24 protein-coding genes and 1 pseudogene are annotated in these 24,418 nt (G+C 39.3%); 1 reads left to right on the top strand and 24 read right to left on the bottom strand.

Translation table 11 applies throughout. The features are described 5' to 3' along the window. Positions 1–116: pseudogene (locus tag VQ048_RS12940) on the bottom strand (IS982 family transposase); the annotation flags it as partial. A gap of 232 nt (positions 117–348) precedes the next feature. Further along, entirely contained in the window at positions 349–552 is a 204-nt protein-coding gene (locus VQ048_RS05590; RefSeq protein WP_327610709.1) for a hypothetical protein, read from the bottom strand. 85 nt (positions 553–637) lie between these two features. On the opposite strand from VQ048_RS05590, the gene VQ048_RS05595 reads away from it, so the two are divergent. Beyond that, complete coding sequence (locus VQ048_RS05595; RefSeq protein WP_327610710.1) at positions 638–2,758, top strand: helix-turn-helix domain-containing protein; 2,121 nt, start codon at positions 638–640, stop codon at positions 2,756–2,758. A 10-nt stretch (positions 2,759–2,768) separates the two neighbouring features. Here VQ048_RS05595 and folB read toward each other — a convergent pair whose 3' ends face one another. The 22 genes from folB to VQ048_RS05705 all read right to left on the bottom strand — a co-directional run bounded on the left by folB (position 2,769) and on the right by VQ048_RS05705 (position 24,410). Then, complete coding sequence (gene folB, locus VQ048_RS05600) at positions 2,769–3,131, bottom strand: dihydroneopterin aldolase (protein WP_327610711.1); 363 nt, start codon at positions 3,129–3,131, stop codon at positions 2,769–2,771. A gap of 46 nt (positions 3,132–3,177) precedes the next feature. Continuing rightward, positions 3,178–3,948, bottom strand: a complete 771-nt coding sequence (mazG, locus tag VQ048_RS05605) for a nucleoside triphosphate pyrophosphohydrolase (RefSeq protein ID WP_327610712.1) — start codon at positions 3,946–3,948, stop codon at positions 3,178–3,180. Between the two features lie 107 nt (positions 3,949–4,055). Then, positions 4,056–4,601: a DUF5606 family protein gene (locus VQ048_RS05610; RefSeq protein ID WP_327610713.1), complete on the bottom strand. Its 546-nt coding sequence runs from the start codon at positions 4,599–4,601 to the stop codon at positions 4,056–4,058. Positions 4,602–4,684: 83 nt separating this feature from the next. Continuing rightward, positions 4,685–5,257, bottom strand: coding sequence for a peptide deformylase (gene def, locus VQ048_RS05615; RefSeq protein WP_327610714.1), 573 nt, complete (start codon positions 5,255–5,257; stop codon positions 4,685–4,687). A gap of 31 nt (positions 5,258–5,288) precedes the next feature. Further along, the gene (gene ruvX, locus VQ048_RS05620; protein ID WP_327610715.1) at positions 5,289–5,714 is read right to left on the bottom strand and encodes a Holliday junction resolvase RuvX; all 426 of its coding nucleotides are present in this window, start codon (positions 5,712–5,714) and stop codon (positions 5,289–5,291) included. 103 nt (positions 5,715–5,817) lie between these two features. After that, positions 5,818–6,678, bottom strand: a complete 861-nt coding sequence (gene rfbA, locus VQ048_RS05625; RefSeq protein ID WP_327610716.1) for a glucose-1-phosphate thymidylyltransferase RfbA — start codon at positions 6,676–6,678, stop codon at positions 5,818–5,820. A 4-nt stretch (positions 6,679–6,682) separates the two neighbouring features. Further along, positions 6,683–7,765 carry a dTDP-glucose 4,6-dehydratase gene (gene rfbB / locus VQ048_RS05630; RefSeq protein ID WP_327610832.1) on the bottom strand — a complete coding sequence of 361 codons (1,083 nt, stop codon included), beginning with the start codon at positions 7,763–7,765 and terminating at the stop codon, positions 6,683–6,685. 10 nt (positions 7,766–7,775) lie between these two features. After that, entirely contained in the window at positions 7,776–8,321 is a 546-nt protein-coding gene (rfbC, locus tag VQ048_RS05635; protein WP_327610717.1) for a dTDP-4-dehydrorhamnose 3,5-epimerase, read from the bottom strand. 31 nt (positions 8,322–8,352) lie between these two features. After that, positions 8,353–8,937 carry a sugar transferase gene (locus VQ048_RS05640; RefSeq protein WP_327610718.1) on the bottom strand — a complete coding sequence of 195 codons (585 nt, stop codon included), beginning with the start codon at positions 8,935–8,937 and terminating at the stop codon, positions 8,353–8,355. A 156-nt stretch (positions 8,938–9,093) separates the two neighbouring features. Further along, positions 9,094–10,227, bottom strand: a complete 1,134-nt coding sequence (locus VQ048_RS05645) for an aminotransferase class I/II-fold pyridoxal phosphate-dependent enzyme (RefSeq protein WP_327610719.1) — start codon at positions 10,225–10,227, stop codon at positions 9,094–9,096. A 1-nt stretch (position 10,228) separates the two neighbouring features. Then, on the bottom strand, positions 10,229–10,777 hold the full coding sequence (locus tag VQ048_RS05650; protein WP_327610720.1) for a sugar transferase: 549 nt from the start codon (positions 10,775–10,777) through the stop codon (positions 10,229–10,231). A gap of 6 nt (positions 10,778–10,783) precedes the next feature. Further along, positions 10,784–11,686 carry an NAD-dependent epimerase/dehydratase family protein gene (locus tag VQ048_RS05655; protein ID WP_274126132.1) on the bottom strand — a complete coding sequence of 301 codons (903 nt, stop codon included), beginning with the start codon at positions 11,684–11,686 and terminating at the stop codon, positions 10,784–10,786. Positions 11,687–11,690: 4 nt separating this feature from the next. Further along, the gene (locus tag VQ048_RS05660; RefSeq protein ID WP_327610721.1) at positions 11,691–12,752 is read right to left on the bottom strand and encodes a glycosyltransferase family 4 protein; all 1,062 of its coding nucleotides are present in this window, start codon (positions 12,750–12,752) and stop codon (positions 11,691–11,693) included. A gap of 448 nt (positions 12,753–13,200) precedes the next feature. Beyond that, a complete protein-coding gene (locus VQ048_RS05665; RefSeq protein WP_274126130.1) occupies positions 13,201–14,238 on the bottom strand; it encodes an EpsG family protein in 1,038 nt (345 codons plus the stop codon). A gap of 5 nt (positions 14,239–14,243) precedes the next feature. Continuing rightward, positions 14,244–15,323, bottom strand: coding sequence for a glycosyltransferase (locus tag VQ048_RS05670; RefSeq protein ID WP_327610722.1), 1,080 nt, complete (start codon positions 15,321–15,323; stop codon positions 14,244–14,246). Further along, complete coding sequence (locus VQ048_RS05675; RefSeq protein WP_327610723.1) at positions 15,324–16,211, bottom strand: glycosyltransferase family 2 protein; 888 nt, start codon at positions 16,209–16,211, stop codon at positions 15,324–15,326. Beyond that, positions 16,208–17,104: a glycosyltransferase family 2 protein gene (locus tag VQ048_RS05680; RefSeq protein ID WP_327610724.1), complete on the bottom strand. Its 897-nt coding sequence runs from the start codon at positions 17,102–17,104 to the stop codon at positions 16,208–16,210. The genes VQ048_RS05675 and VQ048_RS05680 overlap by 4 nt, the downstream gene beginning before the upstream one ends. Continuing rightward, positions 17,101–18,258, bottom strand: a complete 1,158-nt coding sequence (locus VQ048_RS05685) for an O-antigen polymerase (protein WP_327610725.1) — start codon at positions 18,256–18,258, stop codon at positions 17,101–17,103. The genes VQ048_RS05680 and VQ048_RS05685 overlap by 4 nt, the downstream gene beginning before the upstream one ends. Before the next feature lies 1 nt (position 18,259). Next, complete coding sequence (locus tag VQ048_RS05690) at positions 18,260–19,519, bottom strand: oligosaccharide flippase family protein (RefSeq protein ID WP_327610726.1); 1,260 nt, start codon at positions 19,517–19,519, stop codon at positions 18,260–18,262. A gap of 376 nt (positions 19,520–19,895) precedes the next feature. Next, positions 19,896–21,179, bottom strand: coding sequence for a nucleotide sugar dehydrogenase (locus VQ048_RS05695; protein ID WP_327610727.1), 1,284 nt, complete (start codon positions 21,177–21,179; stop codon positions 19,896–19,898). Between the two features lie 25 nt (positions 21,180–21,204). Continuing rightward, complete coding sequence (locus tag VQ048_RS05700; RefSeq protein WP_327610728.1) at positions 21,205–23,577, bottom strand: GumC family protein; 2,373 nt, start codon at positions 23,575–23,577, stop codon at positions 21,205–21,207. Between the two features lie 5 nt (positions 23,578–23,582). Beyond that, entirely contained in the window at positions 23,583–24,410 is an 828-nt protein-coding gene (locus VQ048_RS05705) for a polysaccharide biosynthesis/export family protein (protein WP_327610729.1), read from the bottom strand. Positions 24,411–24,418 lie beyond the last annotated feature (8 nt).

Raw genomic sequence — 24,418 nt, forward strand, 5'->3', positions numbered from 1 at the left:
ACAAGTTCCAAATCAGACATTTTGGGATTCCTGATTTTCTTGCTTGTTTCAATATGTTTGCAGGTTTTTGTCAATTGTTCTAAAATAATTTTGTAGTTTTGAATGAGATTGCTCATATATTTAATGACTTGGTAATCAATTAAATATACGATTTATTAATCAAATGGACAATCTTTTTCTTTTTTAATTCCTAAATGCACAACAGGTAAGAAATTAACATTTTATTATAGAAAATAATAGCGTATAAAACAAAAAAGCACCTCCAAATGAAGTGTTTTTTATTATCGGGTTACAAACATATAATACCGCATCAAAAGATCTAATTTCTTCCCTATCCAAAACCTGCCTTTATGGTTTTAAAGTTTGCTCGCCAAACCCTTTTTCCGCTTCATCTTCATGCTTCTGCCGAGAGAGATTCAAACTATCGTGTTTGATTTTCATGTGCACCACATCCTTCGGCAACCGCTCTTCCAAAGCCTGCATCTTATCTCGGGATTGGCAAGCCGTTCCCCCTAACAAAAGCCCTACCGTCCAAACCAATAGTTTCTTCATCCTTGAATTTAAAAATTGTCCTCTCAATAGCAAATTTGAAGCCATCCTTTCGCCACATTACCGAGTTTTTTAATAAATTTGGGTAATGAACCAGCAGATATTCGATTTAGCCGAACATACCAACCGAAGCCTCTTTCTCACGGGAAAAGCCGGAACGGGCAAAACCACCTTCCTCAACCATTTCGTTAAAAACACCCAAAAGAAACATCTGATTGTTGCCCCTACGGGAATTGCCGCCATCAACGCCGGCGGCGTAACCATCCACTCGATGTTCGGATTGCCGCTGCGTCCTTTTTTCCCCACCCTCGAACGTATCGACGGAAGCATGGGGAACAATATTGCCGACCTGATCCAGCATTTCAAATACCGAAAAGACAAGCTCAAACTGCTAAGGGAGGTCGAAATCCTCATCATTGATGAGGTGTCCATGCTCAGAGCCGACGTTTTAGACATGATGGACTTCGCCCTGCGCCACATCCGCCGGATCCCGGCACCGTTCGGTGGCGTACAGATGCTTTTCATTGGCGATCTTTACCAGCTTCCTCCCGTGGTAAGGGACGAAAACCTTCTTTCCAAATACTATGCTTCCCCGTTTTTTTTCAGCGCGAAAGCCCTCGAAAATCTGAGTTTGGTTACCATCGAACTAACCAAGGTTTACCGCCAAAAAGACGAGCATTTTTTAAGCATTCTTAACGCCATAAGGGACGGCGAACGAAACAAAATAGATTTTCAAAGCCTGAATTCCCGCTACATTCCCGACTTCGACCCCAAAGGCGAAGCCTACGTTTATCTGACCTCCCACAACCGCATGGCCGAAGAAATCAATCGGGAAAAACTAAACGAATTAGGCGGAAAGTCCTATTTCTATGAAGCCAAGATTTTCGGCGACTTCAAAGAAAACCAATACCCCAACGAAGCCACGCTGGAGCTAAAAGTCGGCAGCCAAGTCATGTTCATCCGAAACGACGCCAGCGGAGAAAAACGCTACTACAACGGAAAACTGGCCGAAGTCAGTTCTCTGAGTGAAGACCGAATCGGCGTAATCATCGAAGGGGAAGACCAAGAATACCTCCTAAAAACCGAAGCCTGGGAAAATAAAAAATACTCCCTCGCTCAAGACAAAACCGTTCAGGAAGAAGTTTTAGGCAGTTTCGAGCAATACCCTATCCGACTGGCTTGGGCCGTAACCATTCACAAAAGTCAAGGTCTGACTTTTGACCGCGTCATCATTGATGCCGGAAAATCCTTTGCCTCCGGTCAGGTCTACGTCGCCCTCTCCCGATGCCGAACGCTGGAAGGCATCGTCCTGAAATCGCCAATTACCCCCGAGGCAATCTTTAGCGACCGCCGCGTTTCGGGGTTCCAAAATGCCACCAACGCCAACGACCAAATCGACCAAATCCTAAATAGCGAAAAATACGATTACAGTATAGGGAAAGTCCTCAGCCGAACCGACTGCCGCTGGCTAAGCAACGAAATCGAACAATGGCACAAAGCCGCCAACGAAAGCAAGAAAACCGACCCGCTAAAAACCAAAGCCCTCTACTACAGCCTAAAAAGCGAAAGCGAAAACCTCGGTTCAGTTTTTGAAAAATTTGAAAAAGTCCTAAAACAAAAAACCAAAAAATTCGTCGAAGGCAAGGAAGACTGGACCGACATCGAACAAAAGTCCAAAGGCGCCGTCCTTTTCTTTTTCCAACAAGTTCACGAAAAGCTCTTCGACCCGCTGAAACAACACTACGCCGAAACCAAAGGCGTCAGCGGAATGAAAGCCTATAACGAACACGTCAAAACCCTCATCGACGACCTGCAAGACTATCTGAAAGGCCTTCAGGACGTCCGCCTGTTGGAAACCCCACTTTTTGACGAAAAAGAAAAAAAAGAAATCAGCGCCAAAGCCGTAAAAATCCCGACCCACCTCATCACTTGGAATCTTTTTTCCGAAGGAAAAACCCTGCCCGAAATCGCCAAAGAAAGAGGTTTGGTCCCCGCTACAATCATCGGCCATTTTTCAAAGTTCGCCGAAACCAAACAAATGACCGAAGAAGACCTAAAACGGCTGCTCCCCAAAGAAAAAATAAAAACGTTTGAAAACCAATTCCAAATCGAAACCTTCGACAGCCTCAACGACTGGAAAAAACATCTTCCCGACGATTTCGAATACGGCGAAATAAGACTGCTTAAAACCTTTTACGAAAACCGCTGAGTCCGAAGCCTCAACGAAACGCCCGCTCCAACTCCACACTCACGCCACGCATCTCCCCCTCCATCGGCGGAGCCGTCTTGGTGATTTTCACGCGCATATATTCCACCTCGGGAAAACGTTGGGAAACCGAAGCCATAATACGCCCGGCCACATGCTCCAACAGTTTAGAAGGCACACGCATCTGCTCGTGAATAATCGCATTGACCTCCGCATAGTTCACCGTGTCCGAAAGCGAATCACTCTGCGAAGCCTTCCACAAATCCGCATGGAGTTCCACGTCCAACAAATAATACGTCCCCGTCAAAGTCTCCTCCGGCAAAACCCCATGAAAAGCGTAAATCCAAAGCTCTTCCAGTAAAATTCTCGATTTCATTTTTCTCGTCTTTTATGATTTAATTTCTATTCCCTCTCCCAAAAAATCACTTTTCCATCGCCTTAGCCTCCTCCCAAAGTTCATCCATCACCTCCAAAGAAAGCGAAGACAAAGACCAATTTCGCTCCGAAGCCAAAGCCTCCATCCTTTGAAAACGGGAGATAAACTTATGATTGGTTTTCTCCAAAGCCGTATCGGGATTAAGCCCCGACAAACGAGCGTAATTCACCAAAGAAAAAAAGACGTCCCCCAACTCTTTTTCCTTCCGTTCCGCATCCGTCTCTGCCCGAAATTCCGCCAACTCTTCCTCCACCTTCTGCCAAGCGGCCTCAGCATCGGGAAATTCAAACCCAATCCCCCGAACCTTTTCCTGAATGCGAAGCGCCTTCACCAAACTGGGAGCCCCCTTGGAAATCCCAGAAAGCACCGAACGGTTGCCCTCCTTGAGTTTGAGTTTCTCCCAGTTTCGTTTAACCTCTTCCTCGCTGTCCGCTTGGACCTCCCCATAAATATGCGGATGACGAAACACCAGCTTATCATTCAAAGAACGGATCACCTCCGCCATGTCAAACGCCTGTTTTTCTGCCCCGATTTTCGCATAAAACACCAAATGAAGCAAAACATCCCCCAGTTCCTTTTTAATCTCCGGCAAATCCTCCTCCAGCAAAGCGTCCGACAATTCGTAAACCTCCTCCAAAGTAAGATGACGGAGCGATTGCAAAGTCTGCTTCCGATCCCATGGGCACCGCGCCCTCAAATCGTCCATAATATCCAGCAAACGGGAGAATGCCTCCAACGTTTCCGCTCGGTTTTCCATAATGTTCTTATTTTTAATCACACTCTATGCAAATGTAATATTTCTAAAAAAATAAACCCTGCCCCAAGGCAAGGTTTACATTAATTTTTAAATTCCAAAAGCACGCCTTAGCCTTGCTTTCTCTGCGTGGATTTTACCGTACTCTTAGCCGAAGCACTCGCTTTAGCCTTAGGCTGAGCCGGCTTCTCCGCTTTAGGCGCTGCCTTTTTGGTTGTTTTTTCAACCGCAACCTCCGCCTCCTGAGCTTCCGCTTCCGCCTTTACGAAACTCTCCGGGGTAATGTAGCCAGCCTTCTGCAAAATATTATACCACTGAGCCAATTTCTTAATGTCTGAAATGTACACCCGCTCGCGGTCATACGTCGGCAACGCTTTCTCCATAAAAGCCCGAAGCTCCTGCTCCGACGCTTTGTGCGAAATCGCCTCCTCGTACCCGTATTCCTTAGCAATTGCCTCGAAAACCTCGAACAAAGGAACTTCCTTGTCGAAAGTAAACATCGCAATATTGTCCAACAAACTCACTTGGGAAGAATTCCCAATGCTTACCTTCTTTTTGGTCGTCACATCTTCGATGATAAACCCGTTTCTCAGTTGCGAAACCAGTTTGAACAACCCCGGTTTTCCTGAAATCGAAATAATTTTTTCTAACTGCATAACTTGTCTTTTTAACGTCTGCCCCCAAGGCCAGATTTTGTTTTATCTATCTTATCAAATCTAATTCCAAAAAAGCGCTAACCCTATTTGGGAAATCTCATTTTATAATTCACATCCACCTCGCCCTTGGCAATCTTCTGAAGTTTTCCTTTTACCAATTTCTTCTTCAACGCCGAAAGATGATCCGTAAAAAGAATCCCCTCGATATGATCGTACTCGTGTTGGATAACGCGGGCACGAATATCGGAAAAAGTTTCGGTATGATGCACAAAATTTTCATCCCAATAATCCACCACGATGGTTTCCTTGCGCTTAACGTCCTCCCGAACCTCAGGAATCGAAAGACACCCCTCGTTAAATTTCCACTCCTCACCGCTCTGCTCCAAAATCCGAGCATTAATGAATACTTTTTTAAAGTCCTTCAACTCCTCCGCAACAGCCTCGTAGTCTTCGTCCTCCGCCAACGGACGGATGTCCACCACGAACAAACGGATGTCCAGCCCAATCTGAGGCGCCGCCAAACCTATCCCGTTCGCCCCGTACATGGTCTCGAACATATTATCTATCAACTCTTTCAAGCCCGGATAATCGGCATCGATCTCCCGGCCTACTTTTCGGAGAACAGGGTCCCCGAATGCCCGAATCGGTAATATCATCTATCGTATTTTATAATCCACCAGCCGCCCGCTAAAGCAAGCCCCGCTGTTTTTGTTCCAAATAACTCTGCAATATCAGTGTCGCACTAACCTTATCAATCAAGCCCTTGTCCTGCCTCGCCTTCTTTCCCTTTCCGCTCTGGCTGATAAAAAAAGAAGCCATCTTGGAGGTAAACCGCTCATCGTAACGGTGAACCGGCACCAAAGGAAAAACCGAACGAAAACGCTCGATAAACGTCAAAATAGACGCCTCCACCTCGGAAGCCTTCCCGCGCAAATCCACCGGAAGCCCCACAACCACTTCGTCCACCACATTCTGCGAAAAATACCGCTCCAAAAAAGGCATCAAACGCTCCGTCTCCACCGTATCGAGACCACTGGCCACAATCTGAAAATCGTCGGTAACAGCTAGCCCCGTCCGCTTTTTTCCGTAATCAATCGCCATGATTTGTCCCATAGGCTGCAAATTTAAGAATTTTAAACCATACCCAAAGGAAAACGGCCATCCCGAATGACCGAATGACCGCAAAATATTATTTTTCCCCGAAAAAAATTAAATTCTAACGCACCAAAGCCTTAAGGTAGGCCCCATAACCACTCTTTCCGTATTTCTCTGCCGATTTCAGAAGTTGTTCTTTATTGATGAAATCTTTTTTATAGGCAATTTCTTCAATGCAAGAAATTTTGAACCCTTGACGCTTTTCTAAAACCTTCACAAACTCCGAAGCCTCATGTAGAGAGTCAAATGTGCCTGTATCTAACCACGCGGTTCCTCGGCTCATTACCCCAACTTCCAACTCGCCTCTTTCTAAGTAAATTTTGTTGATGTCGGTAATTTCTAACTCGCCTCTCGGCGAAGGTTTTAGATTTTTAGCAAACTCTACCACCTGATTATCGTAGAAGTACAATCCCGGCACCGCATAATTCGATTTTGGATTTTCAGGTTTCTCCTCAATGGAAATCGCTTTGTTATCAGAGTCAAACTCTACCACTCCATATCTTTCTGGGTCAGAAACTTGATAAGCAAACACACAACCTCCTTTGATGCTAGTTTTACTTTCTAATAGTTGTGGCAAACCCGTACCATAAAAAATATTATCGCCTAATACCAACGCCACCGAATCGTCACCAATGAATTCCTCTCCTAAAATAAAGGCTTGTGCCAATCCGTCTGGACTGGGCTGTACTTTGTACTCTATTCGACAACCAATTTGCGAACCATCGCCCAAAAGTTTTTTAAACCCCTCTTGGTCGTGAGGCGTCGTAATAATCAAAATTTCCCGAATGCCCGCCAACAACAACGTGGAAAGCGGATAGTAAATCATCGGTTTATCATAAACAGGCATCAGCTGTTTGCTCACCGCAATAGTTAACGGGTAAAGCCTTGTACCTGAGCCTCCTGCAAGTATAATTCCTTTCATGGTTTTAATTTTTATACTGTGCTTTGTAATATTCTTGATAAGCGCCACTGGTGACATTCTCCAACCAGTCTTGATTATTCAAAAACCAGTCGATGGTCTTAGCCAGACCTTCTTCAAAAGTAACGCTTGGTTTCCAGCCTAAATCTTTATTGAGTTTCGTAGCATCTATCGCATAGCGTTTATCATGCCCAGGACGATCTTTCACAAAAGTGATTAACTTTTCGGAATATCCCTCTGGACGACCTAACTTGGCATCCATCTGTTTGATAAGTTCTTTGATTAAATCAATATTTTGCCACTCGTTCCAACCGCCAATATTGTAAGTTTCGCCTGTTTTAGCTTCGTGGAAAATTTGGAAAATCGCCTTTGCATGATCTATGACAAACAGCCAATCTCTTGTATATTTACCATCACCATAAATAGGTAGCGGTTTCTCGTTGATAATATTAGATATACAAAGTGGAATTAATTTTTCAGGAAAATGATTTGGACCGTAATTGTTAGAACAATTAGACACAATAAAAGGCATTCCGTAAGTGTTCCCATACGCTCTTACCAAATGGTCGGAAGCTGCTTTACTCGCCGAGTAAGGTGATTTCGGATCATAAGGTGTTTCTTCGGTGAAGAACCCCGTTTCGCCTAAAGCTCCATAGACCTCATCAGTAGAAACATGATAAAATAGGTTTTGCCTAGGCTCATCTGGGAAATTCCCGTGCGTATGCTCTGGATTAAGCGTCCAAAATTCACGGCAAAGATTTAATAAATTAGCCGTACCCATCACATTGGTATTGATGAAAGCGTTAGGGTCGGTAATACTTCTATCCACATGGCTCTCCGCCGCCAAATGCACCACCGCATCAGGCTGATGTTTTTCAAATACCTTTCTTAACTCTTCTACTTTGGTAATATCTGCCCTTTCAAAAGTGTAGTTGGGTTCGTTTTCAATATCTTTTAAATTCTCTAAATTCCCCGCATAAGTTAGGGCATCTAAATTGATTATTTTGGTATTAGGCAAGTTTTTTACAAACTCTCTTACCACATGAGAGCCAATAAAACCTGCTCCGCCTGTTATTATAATTGATTTCATCATTTATTTTTTAAAAATTCTTTTTAGAAAATGGCAACTGTACTTTATCTTTTTCGGAAAGAATAACATCTGTCTCATCCAACTTCCAATCTATCGCTAAATCCGCATCGTTCCAAAGGATTCCGCCTTCAGACTCCTTATTGTAAAAATTATCACATTTATAGGCAAAAACTGCCATTTCACTCAACACCGCAAAGCCGTGAGCAAAGCCTCTCGGCACATAAAACTGTAACTTATTTTCTGCCGTTAATTCCACTCCATACCATTTCCCAAACGAAGGCGAATCTTCCCTTAAATCCACCGCCACATCCCAAACTTTTCCTTCTAAGCAAGACACGAGTTTCGCTTGAGCATGCTCCCCTTTCTGCAGGTGCAACCCTCTAAGAACCCCATACGACGATTTAGAGATATTATCTTGAACGAAATGCCCGTTCATGCCTGTAAGTTCCTCAAATTTTTTCTCGTTAAATTTTTCGTAAAAGTAGCCTCTTTCATCTTCAAAAATGGCAGGCTCAATAATGTAACAGTCTTTTAATGGAGTTTCTCTAATTTTCATAGTTTATAATACCATACAAAAATAAAGTTTTTTACTTATTAAAAAAAATACCACAAGTTTTTAGTAATATTCTTATATCTTCCTTAAAAGATACTCTTTCTAAATACTCTAAATTTAGTTTGATTTTGTGCGGAAAAATAACCTCGTCGTTATATTTCAATGGATTCTCTTTTTGATTTAAAAGATACTCTTCGTTTCGGTATTCTAAACTGGCTTCCGATAAAAGCCCCGGTTTTAAAATCAATACTTTTCTATCCTCTCCCTTAAGACCATCATAATACCCCGGTACATCTGGACGAGGACCGATGAAACTCATCTCACCTTTCAAAATATTAAACAATTGGGGAAGCTCATCTAATTTGGTTTTTCTTAAAAAAGCACCAACCTTTGATATTTTACGAGAAATGGGATGAATGGTTTTAAACTTATATATCCTAAATAGCTTGCCATACTGCCCCACTCTATCCTGCACAAAAATCCCGAAAGAATTAGTATCTACGGATACCAATATTAACAAAAACAAAAGTAAAGGAAATATAACAACAATAATAACACCCGCTAAAATTATAGCGAGTGTATATTTTATTTTCAGATAGGTGTATGGTTCCCCTTTCATATACTCATTTTTATTTACCCACCGCACCCGCGTAAGGGATCGAGTGGATACCCCGAAGGGAAGATGCCGCGGAGCGAAGCGGAGCGGCAATGACCGAGGCGTATAAACGATAGCCCGACCCTAGCGGCTGGCAATAGCGTTGGAGAGGGATACGCCCTAACCTTTCAGTTTAGAAACCATTTCTGATATTCTCTGCCTATCCGCATCGGTTAAATTAGACCCCGAAGGCAAACATAGTCCGTTTTCAAACAACTGCTCCGCCACCCGACCACCGTAATATGGAGCCTCAGCAAAAACAGGTTGCAAATGCATTGGCTTCCATAATGGACGAGATTCGATATTATCTTCCAAAAATTTCAAGCGTAAATCCTCTCTGGAAAAACCAGCCTTTTGAGCATCAATCACCACTGCTGACAGCCAATGGTTGGAAAAACAATCTTCCGATGGCTCAGTGAGCACCTCTACACCTTCCATATTTTTGAACAAATCGATATAAAACTGATGATTGGCTCTTCGTTGAGAAATCCTTTCATCTAAAACTTCCATTTGTCCACACCCTATTCCTGCACAAATGTTGCTCATTCTATAGTTATAACCAATCTCCGAATGCTGGTAATGTGGCGCGTTATCTCTCGCCTGAGTAGATAAAAACACCGCTTTTTCTTTCTGTGCAGAGGTCTGACAGAGCAAGGCTCCACCTCCTGAAGTCGTAATAATTTTATTACCATTGAAACTCAAAATACTCATTTCCCCGAAAGTACCGCATTTCTGTCCTTTATAGCTGCTTCCTAAAGCCTCTGCCGCATCTTCAATGATGGGAATTTCATATTTAGAAGCAACTGCCATCAGTTCATTCATTTTTGCCGGCATTCCGTAAAGGTGGACCACAATAATGGCTTTCGGCTTTTTACCTTTAGACAGTCTATCTTTGATGGCTTCTTCCAAAGCCACAGGACACATATTCCAAGTTTCTTTTTCGCTATCCACAAACACAGGTGTTGCCCCTTGATAAGCAATCGGATTCGCCGATGCCGAAAAAGTCATGCTCTGACAAATGACCTCATCTCCCATTTTAACTCCTAAAATAATCAAAGCCAAATGCAAAGCAGCGGTGCCTGTATTTAATGCAACAGGAAAAATGTTTTCCCCAAGCCATACCCTCAATTTATCCTCAAACAGCTCTATATTTTGCCCCAAAGTAGAGACATAATTTTCCTGAAATGCCTTTTCTACATAAAGCACTTCTGCCCCCGACATATGTGGTGAAGATAAAGAAAGTTTGGTTTTCATTTTATTTCACTCTATCCCCTTGACCTTTTCCTCCAACCGTAGCAAATATATAATAAAAATACCTACTCAATGTTAAAGTTTGATACATCTGAGCATCTAACTCTGCCAATTTTTTCGGAGTGGACATATCCACTTCGTTAATTTGAGCCAACCCCGTAATCCCAGGCAAAAAATCATACACACCTAATTTTTCGCGTTCTTCAATCAGTTCCGTTTGGTTAAATAAATTAGGTCTCGCTCCTACCAAACTCATATCGCCCTTAAGAACATTAAGCAGTTGTGGAAGCTCGTCCAGTTTGGTTTTCCTCAAAAACGCACCAAATTTCGTAATCGAAGCCTGACTGGCCAAATGCGAAGCCACTGACTTAGTATCCTTATGCATCGTACGAAATTTGTATAAATTAAAGGGCTTTTTATTTTTACCCACCCGCTCCTGCACAAATACAGGAGAACCCGTATCAAACAAACCAATCACATATAATAGCAAACCAATAGGCCACAAAAACAACAGCCCAAAAAACGATGCTAAAAAATCTATCAGCCTTATCATAAAATTCTATTTTTTATTTTGAAAACTCTTTATGGTTTTTATTAAGCCTTCTTCAGCCGTATAGGGCAGTTTTTCTATTCCCAAAGCCGATTTTATTTTTTGGTTGGAGACGATATAGCTTTCTGTAAGTTTTTTCAATCGTTCCGAGTTAAGGGGAAGTAATAACTTATCACCCATTTTAGCCACTTTTGTGATCACATTTGCTGACCAGTGCCATAATTTAGGCTTTTTCCCCAGTGTGTTAGAAATAATCGAAATCAATGCATTGGTTGATAAACTTTCATCATCCGAAACATTATAAATTCCTGAAGGTATTTCTTTGTTTTTAAGAAGCTCAAAAATCACAAAATTCAAATTATCAATCGATAAAAACGAGCGTTGATTTTCAAACGACGCCAAAAACCAAGGCACCCCTTTTTCTACAATTTTGTATAGCAAATTAAGGTTTCCCTTATTGCCCTCGCCGTGAATCATGCATGGACGAATGATAAACACTCGTTTTCCTTCGGGCAACTCTTTAGCTAACAGATATTCCTCTGCTAATAATTTTGACTTTCCGTAAGGCGTATACGGCCGGGGCACTTGTTTTTCCTCTAAAACGCCTTCAACTGTATCAGCCACAGCCTTCACGCTACTGAAATAAACAAAATCCTGAATATCCGATTTTAAAAACGCCTCAAACAAACGCTTGGTAAGCTCGGTATTAACCTCAAAGTATGCTTTTTCATCCGAAGTATTGTCCGTATCATGAGCTTTACCCGCAAGATGAACAACCGCATTAGCCGAGTGGTCCAACTTCCATTGAGGAGTCCGTAAAGATAATTTTATCACCTCTGTTCCGTTCGACTCAAAATATTTCGAGAGGTTTTGCCCTACAAATCCCGAAGCTCCTGTAATAATGGTTTTCATGCAACTAATAATTTAACTCCTTATGAATGATGTCCCAAAATTTTTTCTGTTCAAAATGCTCTCTTACAAAACGACGCCCTGCCTCCCCATGCTCTTTCCTTAAAGCCTCATTTTGAAAATAAATCTCGATTTTAGACCGAATATCCTCCGAATCGTTCTCCACATACATCCCCGTTACGCCTTCTTTTATAGATTCCAAACATCCCGTTGCTTTAGTCGTTATAATCGGTAATCCCATAGAAGACGCTTCCAATGTGACCGTCGGAAACCCCTCCCTATAAGAGGCCAAAACAAAAATATCCATTAATTTAAAGTATGGAGAGGCATCCAACACAAATCCCGTATTAACGATTTGAGGATGGTTCAATACCGCCGCTTTGGTATCTTCGGAAACCGAATCCTTCTCTTCAAAAGGCCCTACCAAGAGTAACTTGACCGAAGGATATTGCTTATACAAAGAAACAAACGCCTTTACCAATTCATTAATTCCCTTATCCCTAACCAATCTCCCTACATAACCAATAACAAAATCCCCCTCACAAAACCCATGTTTAGACCGCAAATTGTCCAAAAAAGACGGTTCAAAATGATTCGGATTAAATTTATTCTCCGTATCGATTCCATTACAAGTTCCCAGCCCCAAAATACGGTTTTTGGTCTCCGCATTCAACCCGTCTCTTTCGCTTATTTTTTTCACGCTCGGACTCACACAAATAACTTTGGTCGCCAACCGACCAGAAAGTCTGTCCAAGTTTTTCAACAAAACCCGCTTTAACCCCTTACTGGTTTCATAAATAATGCCATGACGAAAATAAACCCGATCTTTAACTCCCGCCAAAGACGCCGCAATCATCGAAACCAAACCTCCCTTAGGAGTGTGGCCTACCACTACCTCTATACCATGACGTTTTATAAAACGATAAATTTTAAAAACCGCCAATAAATCTTTTAACGGCGTTATGCTCCTTGTTACTTCCACTGCAAAAGGCGTATATTGAAGTTCCGAAGCCAATTCATAAAAATGCCGATCCGGAGAACATCCCAAATAATATTTATTGCCAGTCACAGAGCGTAAATATTTGAATTGGTCACCAAAAAAATGATTAATAACAAACGAAATTGTTACTATATGCAAAACTTTTTTATTCATCTTCTTTATACTTAACTTTATCTATTGACAACAATTTTTCCCTTACCAAAAGTATCTCCCACCATTCTTCACTCTCAAATTAAGTCTAAAACACCTTCAAAATAGATAGGCAAATTTACCAATAAAACTACAGAAAGTAAACTCTTCCTTTTGAAAGATAAAATGTACTATTTGTATTTTTTCTTTTCTAAACTTAACCATAGAAATAACATATTTAAAATGGGATTTTTTTGTATTACGGACATGGCATACATCTTAATTTCTCCTCTTAAAGGCCTCACCTCCCTCTCCAAAAGTAGAGGTAACATCAAAATTCTGACTAAGTGCCACTGTCCTTTCAATAATGCTACGATAGTGTTCTCCTTTAATCATTAATAAGAATTCTTATATTTTGACTACAAAAATACACTATAATTGTCATTGCAAATATGTAACTCAATAATTTGTAGTGTTCGTTCATTTTTTTAATAATATTCACATACATTAATATTGAGAAAAAAGCTAACCCATTAGTGATTCTATACAATACTGGATGATGATAAAACAAAATGCCAGTAAACAATCCTATCAAAACTATCTTATTCATATATTCTAACCTTGGATCATTCTCAACAAAAAAATAAGATATCACCGTCATAAGCATTAAAAGTAAGATAGTTCCACTCCCTCCTCCTTCTATTTTATTATACTTAGCTAATTGTTCCGGTAGATAATCATTTAGTATAGTCATTATTTCACTAGTAATATCCCAAAATAAAAATGGAACAGACAACAATAATAATTTATAATATACATTCTGTTCATTTACGTAGACCAAGCATAGAAAAATGGGTATAAACATCAAGCTTACCAAATGAAATAAGCTCCCTAGCACTAAAAAAAAACAACTCCACAAATATTTTTTATAAAAAACTGAAAATAAAGAAAATAAAACAAAAGAAATAGCAACAGCATCTCTAATCTGAGTAAAATCCCTCAGCAGATAAAAAAAACTCATATACATTAATAGTGCAAAAAATGGATATGCTGCATAACGATATAATAAATATGCCTTGGGAAGAATACTTAAAACCGCTATCACCAAGAGAAGTTCTCTAAAACCTATACCACAAAAAAGCTTATTTATCAATAAATAACCTACTTCTACTATTCTATGTGGACTACCTACTATGATTTGGATATAAGTATATTCACATATACCTTCATAATATTCATTATACATCAGTCCGTCCCTATCTATTCCTATCGGACGAAAACCTGTTAGAAGCACAATCAATATAACAACTGCAGAATAACACAAAAACGTTCCATGATTTTCTTTTTTTAAACCATCTAAAAAAATCTCTATGATAGACAACCCTACTAAAAATAAAATAATATGTATAAATATTTCCTTTATCATTTATATTACACTTGTAAATACGTATGGTATAAACTATCTATCATGTTACAAATATCATATTTTCTCGCTTTTATTTTTCCTTTATTAGAAATTTCAACATAGTAGTCAGGATTTTCCAAAGAAAGAATTTTTTCTTTTAAATCTTCTACATCTCCTTTTTCAAAAAGAAGTCCTCCATCTTCCACAACCTTGTTCAGCCCCTTTACATTAGAGGCTACTGTAGAAATACCACAAGCCATCGCCTCTGCAGCTGCTAATCCAAACCCTTCCCAATGAGAAGATAAAACCGCTATATCACACATTTTTATCAAAGAAATCACATCATTTCTTATCCCAAGCAAAAATACTCTTTTTTCTAACTGCTTATCCCTTATCAATTGTTCTATCTCTTGCCTTCTCTCTCCATCACCTACTAGTATTAGTTTATAATTTTCAGGAAGTTTTTTCAAACATTTTATCACCGTATCCTGGTCTTTTTCTCTACGGAATCCCGCTACTTTTATTAAAATTTTATCATACTGAGAAAAACCCAAATCTGTTTTTTTATAACTTTTTTCCTTTCCTATTTTATCAATATTAATTCCATTCTGAATTACTTTCAATTTACGATTTGGTATATTCAAACATCTTTTCAATTCACTTCTCACTCCCTCAGTAATACAAATAATCTTAGAATACTTATGATAAATGAACTGCTCTATCCATTTATATTTAGGATTTTGGAGCCTTCTATTACTTGTACTATGTTCTGTAAATATAAGTTTTGCTTTCGAAAATGAAATAAACTTTGCTAATACTACAAAGTATTGAGCTGGAAATAAATGTACATGAATAATGTCATATCTATTCACAAATGGAATTAGTTTGAAAATAAGCAATGGATTATACACACTTCCCTTTGATAAGAAATGTATTTTAATCGCAGGATTAGAAGCTAGTTCCTTATAAAAAGGAGTCTCACTACCATTTAACAATAATAATTCGACTTCCAAGTCTTTATTTTCACCTAGCAGAGGTAGTGTTTCTACTATCAGTTTTTCGGCTCCACCTGTGCTTAAACTATTAATAACATGCAGGATTTTCATTTACTTTTTAATTTTCACTCTTATATAGAAATTCAATAGTATCCCAAATGGAATAGCCAAAAGTACTAAAAGTGTGTGGTTAGACTTAAATATCCATTTAAAATCTTTCGCAAATATTGCTGAAGATACCAAGTGTATAGCATTTTTAAATCTTTCTCTGAAAGTATTTTCATAATTAATTCTACTAACTCTAGAAAACGCAAAACCATTAGGACTCTTCTGATACTGCCTCAAAATATTCATTGTAGAGCCATCCTGCTGATATTCCACAATGCAAAACACTTCATTAACAGGCATAAAATCGTAGTCTCTATTTATCATCAAATACAAGTAATCTAGAGGAACAAAACGCTCATTGGAGTAAAGCGGATATTTAGGATATCGCCTCACTATATCAGTTTTTAAAACCAATTTCTTATCTCCTCTTACCTCATAACTAGAATACAATTCATTAAGTTTCACACGAGTAAGCTCTCTAGGAATTTCAGTTCCTATCACACGAAGTGTATTTTTATCTGCATCTAATCCTACAATCCCCGCCAAATCACTTGGCATATGCCCTATATGAAACAAAATCCTTTCGATTGCATCATCTGGCATATAATCATCTGAATCAATGCATACATTATACTCCGTATAACAATTTTCATAGGCTGTATTATGAGCTCCATGCATACCTTGATTTTCTTGATATATATATACAATGTCAACCAATGAGTCTTCTTGCCACTTCCACACAAGATCTTTCGTATTATCGGTAGAACCATCGTCTACTATAAGCCAAATAAACGCTGTACATGTTTGTCTACATAAGCTTTCGTACAAACGAGGAAGTAAATACGCTCTATTATAGGTAGGCGTAAAAACAGTAATAACAGGTTTTTTCATCTCTCTTTTATGGGTCTTAAAATCATTTTTGCCACTAAATACATCCTAGAATTCCCTAATTTAAATCTATTCTTCAACACCAAGAAAATACGCTTTAACAAACTCTCTGAATGATAAATTTTCATATACTCTCCAAAAATATACTTTTGATGAGAGGTTAGTTTATCGTTATATTTTTCTACAAAAGATACAAAGGATTTATGATGTTTAGTATCTATTACAGGAAATTTTCTTTTCACTTTATTGGCAATCCCCGTATCTACATTAGCCGTAACCTTCCCCTCATGTTGTTGTCTATAAAGCATCAATTTATCTTGTAGGTATATTAACTTCCCAAAAGATAACACACCTAATGTTACCAAATAATCATGCATTACCATATAGTCATCGTAGTCTTGAATTAAATTACATAACGGTCTATTAAACATCATAGAACAACCTTGTAGCCCACCAGCAATAAAAAATAAATCTTTAAAATCTCTCAATATCGGAGAGGGAATGCTTCCTGTAACTCCCTTATCTGAAGTGTACAAATATCCTCCTGCAAATATTCCGCAAGGTTCTTTTTCCTCTTTCAATCTTTCATACATTACCTCTAACTTATTTTCCAACCAAATATCGTCTTGATCACAAAAAATCACATAATCTGCCGTAGCATATTTTAGTAAATGTAAAAAATTAGCCCCTGCTCCGCCACATTTTACACCATCTTCTATCAAGACAATCCTATTGTCTATCTTCTGAAACTCTTTAACAAGTTCAACAGTTTTATCTTGAGAGCCATCATCGTGAACAAGCAAACGCCAATCTGTATAGGTTTGTGCTAACAAAGAATAGAGCTGTTGTCTTATATATCTTTCCCCATTATAGGTTGCTAAAAGAATATCTATCATCTTCCTGTTTTTAAGAAATAAGGTGCTAATAAAAATATCATGTATTGTAAATATGTAGAAAAATTTTGATATATATACTCTCCAAAAAACTGTAACATCAAACTAGGTAATATTAAAGCATACAGTATTACTCCTATTGGATTTATTTTCAGTTTATATATCCCCACGAATATTACACCATAAGTAAATCCAAAAATACCCACTCCAATATTTCCAAAATCTTTAAAAAATGGATACATTACGGTATAAACATTAGTAGGCATAGGAACATACGCATAAGATAGAATCGTTTTTTCTACCCCATAATCCGCTCCCAAAGCATTAGCTACTGCATAGAAAAATCGGAAAGTATAGTTTCCTACATCTTCTGTCGGATAATATACTAGAGTATCAAAAGCAGGCATCCCTGCTAAAAGGTAAATTGCCAAAGTATCGGCTATCTCTATTGAACTTTCCTCGTGAAAACTTCTAAACATCGTAATCATGAGCATAATAGCAGCAAACGCTCCGACAAAATAAAAATAATGCTTCTTTTTTAAAACTTTTTTAAAATATAAAATCACAAAAATGCCTATGATAAGAGCTACTAAACTTGTTCGTGCCAATGTAATTATACCTAACAAAAATGCCAAAAACAATACTACATAATACTTAAATTTAGAAAGTTTTTCATAATAAAAAGTAAATAGCAGACATACTACATTAGTAAAATTAAACACATACCCTAACGCTCCCAACGAAAAAGAATCATCTTCATCTAACCCTGTATTTATTAGCCTTAGTCTCAAAAAAAACATCTCTGGTCCTACTTTAATAGCCTCCATTACCAATGTTATCAATGCCATAGGAGCAAATACCAATACTACATAATAGTACATATTAAATACCTTCTTATTATATAAATCTCCACTACCAAACTTCTTTTTATTCACAAATAGCAAGCCCCCCATAAAGAAAGAAAAAACCCAAATCAGTATTGCATATAAAAATTGCTCTTGCAAGGCATATAAAGGATGAGGTATTGCCCAGTATAAAAACAATAACCCCCCCCATAAAAAAGGGGTAATAAACAAAGGATTCAAAATTTTTCTGTCTAAAGCATACCCTAAAATAGATAGCAATAAAAAAACTATTGATAAAGCTATAACCTCCATTCTAAACAATTACTTTTTTAGCAAAAAACATCATCCCAAAAAATATCACCACTTCCACAGTCATCATTATCCCCACCGTACCCCATAGTTCATAATACTTTATACAAAATAAAGACACCGGAAGACTTAGCACGCCTACAATGATATAAATTCTAGAAAAAATCTTTTTTTCCCTCTCTCCACCTAAACCCAAAAGCCCAAGCTGCCCCACTATTCCCCCCAATGCAATAGGGAAAATCATCAACATAAATACCCTCAGCATTACGTCAATCCCTTTGTATTCGGCTAAAAAACAATCTATAATCTCCTCCTCCATAAGCAAAAACACACCATAAGCTACTGATAGTAAAATAAATGCTACTCCAAATATCAGCTTAAACAAACGCTTCGCTCGCTCCATATCCACCTTCTTCATCTGAGCTATTACAGGAAAACAAACTTGATTAATAGGAGCAAATATCCCAAAACATATTACTCTCGTAAGCTTCTCCATAGCCCCAAAAAGCCCAACATTATAGTTTGTAGAGAAAAAACCTAACATTATCGTAAGGCTATTCGTATAAAGACTGATAGTAGAGTTTGATAAAAAAATAGGAAATGCCTCCTGCATCTCTCTTCGATACACTTGTATCTCTCTGTTTATTTTCACACGAGAAAAATAATGTGGGTAATACTTATAGAGATACCCTAATGTTAAAAGACTTGCTAATACAAAAGATGATGATTGTATAAGAATAGCACTCTCATAATCGGTCTTCTCTTTTACAAATATGAAAATAAGAGGGTAAGTCAATAGCTTAGACAGAGCCGTTATCAACCCTAAATGCTTCATTTTATTCATCCCCTGAAACCACCACAAAGGAAAAAAAACATTCCCCAAAACCATTATATAAGACAAAATAATTCCCTCCGTATATATCCCTATTTTAGGGACAAGCACAATCAAAAAACTTACAGGTAATACAGAAATAAATGACAGAATCAACTTGATAAAAATAATATTCCAGTAAGTTTCTTTTACTAAAATATCATTATCAACATTTTCTGCAATTTTTTTAGTCACCGAAATATTAAACCCAAAATCAACAAACAAGATTATAAATTGAGAAAAAGCAAATACAAAACTATATACTCCAAAACTCTCTACCGACAAAGTTTTTAACAAATATGGAAGTATCAATATGGGCAAAAGCATATTAAACCCTTGTGCCATATACATATACATAGTATTTATAGCAATTCCTTTCAATTCTTTTTGCATAAACATCATTATAACTACTTAAAAAGTGTAATAAGAGCCCCGCCCGTACTTCTCGTATTTTTTACTTCTAAACCACATTCAACGAATTCCACCACCTCAGTACATCAAACACTAAGAATATTCCCGCTCATTTTTTATTTTAAAATTTAGTTTTTTGTCTATTTTTTAAGCCAATTCAAAAAACGTTCACACTTTAAGGAATACACTCTAAAGTTTACACGTTCGCATCCCTTCTCCACTTATTATTTATTATCTACTGAACTACTTTTACTTTGATAAATGAGAGCTTATTTTCATACAAGAGGCACTCATTTATATAAATCATAAAACCTATAATCCCCTAAAGAGTCTTATCAAGACTATATCAAAATAATATTCATAACTTATATTCTGTTTCTTTCAGTACTCCTTTAACATCGTAAACAATGGCTTTATCTTTCTTCAATCCTTCAATAGGCAAGTCCGAAAATGCTTTATGAGCCACCCCTAAAACAACCGCATCAAATGTTTTTTGGGGCATCTCTTTTGTACTTTCAATGCCGTATTCGCGTCTTACTTCCTGCGGATTTGCCCAAGGGTCATAAGTCGTTACTTTCACTCCGAAATCTTCAAGAGCTGCAATCACATCTACAATCTTGGTATTACGGACATCAGGACAATTTTCCTTAAAAGTAATGCCCAACATGAGTACTTCTGCATTATTTACGGGAATATCCTTTTTAATCATGGCCTTTACCACTTGCTCTGCCACATATTTTCCCATCGAGTCGTTTAAACGACGACCTGCCAAAATAATCTCTGGATGATAACCATATTCTTGGGCTTTTTGAGCTAAATAATACGGATCTACACCTATACAATGTCCACCTACTAAGCCTGGTTTAAATGGCAAGAAATTCCATTTTGTTCCAGCTGCTTCTAGAACAGCATGGGTATCAATATCCATAAGATTAAATATCTTTGCTAGTTCATTCACAAAAGCGATGTTGATATCTCTTTGAGAATTTTCAATCACTTTAGCCGCTTCCGCCACTTTGATTGTCGGAGCCAAATGCGTTCCGGCTGTGATTACCGATTTATAGAGCTCATCCACCATTTTCCCAATTTCCGGCGTAGAGCCCGACGTCACCTTTAAGACTTTCTCGATGGTATGTTCTTTATCGCCGGGATTTATTCTTTCCGGAGAATAGCCCACAAAAAAATCTTCATTGAATTTCAATCCTGAAACCCGTTCCAATACGGGAACACAATCTTCTTCCGTCGCCCCCGGATAAACCGTAGATTCATAAATCACAATATCCCCCTTCTTCAGAACCCGCCCCGCTGTTTCACTGGCTTTCAACAACAAATCGAGTACCGGTTTTTTACTTCGATCAATCGGCGTGGGCGTTGTGATGATATACACATTCGACGCTGCAATATCCTTTGGGTTGGAAGAACAATACAGCCCTTTTTCCTTTTGAAAAAAAGGATTCTTCTCGACTAAAACAGCCTTCAAAACCTCCTCTTGGACCTCCAGTGTATCGTCACAGCCTCGGTTTAATTTTTCAATTCTTCCAGGATTGATGTCATAGCCTACCACCGGATATTTGGTGGCAAATAATCGAGCCAGAGGCAACCCCACATAACCGAGTCCGATGACTGAAATCCTACAATCCATTCTGGTACTGAACCATTTTTAGCCTCTAAAACCTCTCTTTTAGCTTCTGAAACCACGTTTTTTCTTCCGCATGATAACCGTAACCGTATTTATTTCCATAGCCGAAGTAATTTTTACTCACGTCATTGAGGACAAATCCTACGTTTAGAATTTTGCCGGCATCGATATTTTTCTGCGCAAATTCCATCAGTGCTTTTTCCGTATATTTCGAACGGGCCACATAAACCGTTGCCTCTGCCAAATCCGAGATAAGGAAAGTATCGGTTACCAAAAGTAATGGCGCGGTATCAATAATGATATAATCGTAAATTGGTTTTAACTGGTCCAAAAGTTGCTCGTAGCGACCATTGGTCAGCAGTTCGGTAGGATTAGGCGGAATACTTCCCGAATATATCACATCCAAATGAGGGTTAAACGAACTCTGATGAACCACCTCTTTCGCTTCCATGGTGGCATCGTACAAAAATTCGGTAAGGCCCTTGAGTCCTTTCCGTGCGGTATTATACCGTTGCAACTGGGGATTACGAATATCCGACCCGATGATGATAACTTTCTTGCTCGGCGTAGCCAGCGTAAGTGCTAAGTTCACCGAAGTAAACGTTTTCCCTTCCCCTTTGACCGTAGAGGTTACAAAAACCACCTTTCCTTTCTCTTTCTTGGAAAGTATGAAATTCAAATTGGTAATCAGAATTCTAAAAGCTTCCGCCATAGGGGACAAATCATTGGGAAGGACAATATCGGACTGGCCTTTCTCAATTCGAGGCAACTCCGCCAATACGGGAACTTTAACCAATTTTTCCAAATCGTGCTTGGAGTTTATCTTGTTATTAAGCAGATCGGCCAAATAAATCAGGACGAAAGGAATCAAAAGCCCTAGAACCAACCCTGCCAAAAGAATAACCAGCCGCTTCGGAGCCACCGGATTTTTTCCCGAAAAAGCATAATCCACAACCCTGGCCTTATCCCCCGAAAGAGCTAGGGAAATTGCTGTTTCCTCCCTTTTCTGAAGCAACAAAAGATAAAGCTGTTCCTTAATCTGTTGCTGCCTTTCTATACCGCGGAAGAGTTTTTCCAAAGAGGGCAATTTGGCTATTTTACCGGAAACCTGATTCTGTTCTAACTGAAACTGTTGGCGCGCAAAGGAAAGCCCTTCCCTATTCTTGCGCAAACTCTGTAAAACCGAATTTCTAAGGTTGTTGATTTGGTTGGTAATGTCCACCACGGCAGGATGTTCTTTGGTAGCGGATTCCAAAAGGCGGTTACGCTCCATAACAAGACCGTTATAAGCCGTAATGTTCGCTAGTGCCTGAGGATTGGAAAGCCCCACATTGGAAGGTAACGCCTGATAAGAATCCGTCCTGGAAACGTGTCCTATAAGCGCATCGTTCAGTTCGATTTGGGCATCGATTTCAAGCTGCTTCGCGCGGGCATCGGCCGAACTTTCCAAACCAATCTTGGCTTCCGTCTGTATGTCTGCAATATTATTCTGAGCCTTGAAGTTTTCCTTCTTCGTTTCCACATCCCCCAATTCCTGTGAAACCACCGCAATCCTTTCGTCAATAAATTTAAGCGTTTGTTCCGACTGGGTGTTTTTATCCTTCACAGCATCCGCATTGTAAGCAACCACCAAAGCATTCAAAACGTCTTTCGCTTTATCCACCTGAGGATAGTTCATCGAAAGCCCGATGATAGTGGCATCCTTGTTCACCAAAGAAACCTCCACAAGTTTCTGAAACTCCTCCACCCTTGAGGCATGATTCGCCACTTGCAGTTGAAGATCGCTCAATTCTCCGGCTTTTACCGCATCAAACGCCTCGTTTTTACGGATGAGAATATTGGCATACGGCAGGCTAATGGTTTTATTAAAAAAGCCTTCAACCGGACGGGGAAGCTCCTTGGAAGACAAGGTGATCTTATCGCCTTTAACACTAATCGCCAAAGGTTCCTTAGGAAACTTTTGGTTTTTCTTTTCATTAATCAGGCTTACTTTAAAGGGAGACGTATCTCCATAAAGCTCGCGGGAAGAAAAACGATCTTTGGAAAAAACCGCCACCTCCAACTGCTTGGAAGCCACCACTTCGGACATCAACTTTTTTGATTTGAAAATCTCGATTTCATTGTCCACGCTATTGGTGTTCATCCCGCCAAGCGACGTAAGGTCCTTAAGGGCACCCAACTCTCCGGCAACACCCCCGGAACTTTTGGCGTCCTTAATCAAAACCGTAGTTTGGGTTTTATAAACCGGCGTAGAAAATTTCAAATAAAGATAGGCTGCAAACAGCATAACCAAACCCGAAAGCACAAACCAATACCACTTTAAAAGATAAGGCTTCAGGATTTCACGAATGTTGAGTTCCCCTGCGTTTTCCGGGTTTATTTTACCAAATTCTTCCCCCATAAATATTATTTAAATGTAGTTACAAAAATAGTAATAAGACCTAAAGCCACAGAGGCGATGGATATGTAAATCCCCGCATTAGGATCCAACCGCGCCGCACGCTCTCTGGTAAGATTAGCCGACACGTAAATCACATCCCCTTGCTGCAAATGATAATACGGCGAGGCAATGAAAGCCGCATCCTTTAGGTTAATCCGGGCCTTTTCCACCGTCTCTCCATTACTTCTAATGATTAAAACATCGTTACGGTTACCGTACATCGTCAAATCGCCCGCCATACTAAGCGCTCTTAGAAGCGTTGCGTTACCGTCACTGATCACGTATTCCCCGGGACGCTGAACTTCCCCCAAAACAGACACCCGAAAGTTGGTGTGTTTTACCGTTACCAAAGGATTAATGATATAGCGTCTCAAACGACTCTGCAAATCAGCCTTGATTTCCTCCGTATTCTTTCCTTCCACTTCGATTCTCCCCAAAACCGGAAAGTCAAAACCCCCTTCGGAATCCACCACATAAGTCGGCCCCACATTCGTCACCTGCCCCTGCATGGGCTTATTGCCCGACACCTGAGACGTTTGTATGATTTCGCCCGAAGAATAATTCTGATTGAAGGGTTTAACAACATCCAAATCCTTCGCCAACACATTAATAACCAACTGGTCCCCAGGTTTTAACCTCCCCAAAGCGTAATCTTTGGCCACCGTGGTGGCAATTTCTTCAACGTTTTGCATATAGTTCAGCTCGCTGGGTTTGTTTTTGCCCCATCCCGCACAAGAGTAGCACAGAACCGATACCCCAACCAGCAACGCTATTTTTTTTAACTTCCTTATCATGTTAACTT

It is taken from the genome of Bergeyella anatis (assembly GCF_036016955.1).
Taxonomy (GTDB): Bacteria; Bacteroidota; Bacteroidia; order Flavobacteriales; family Weeksellaceae; genus JAYWXI01.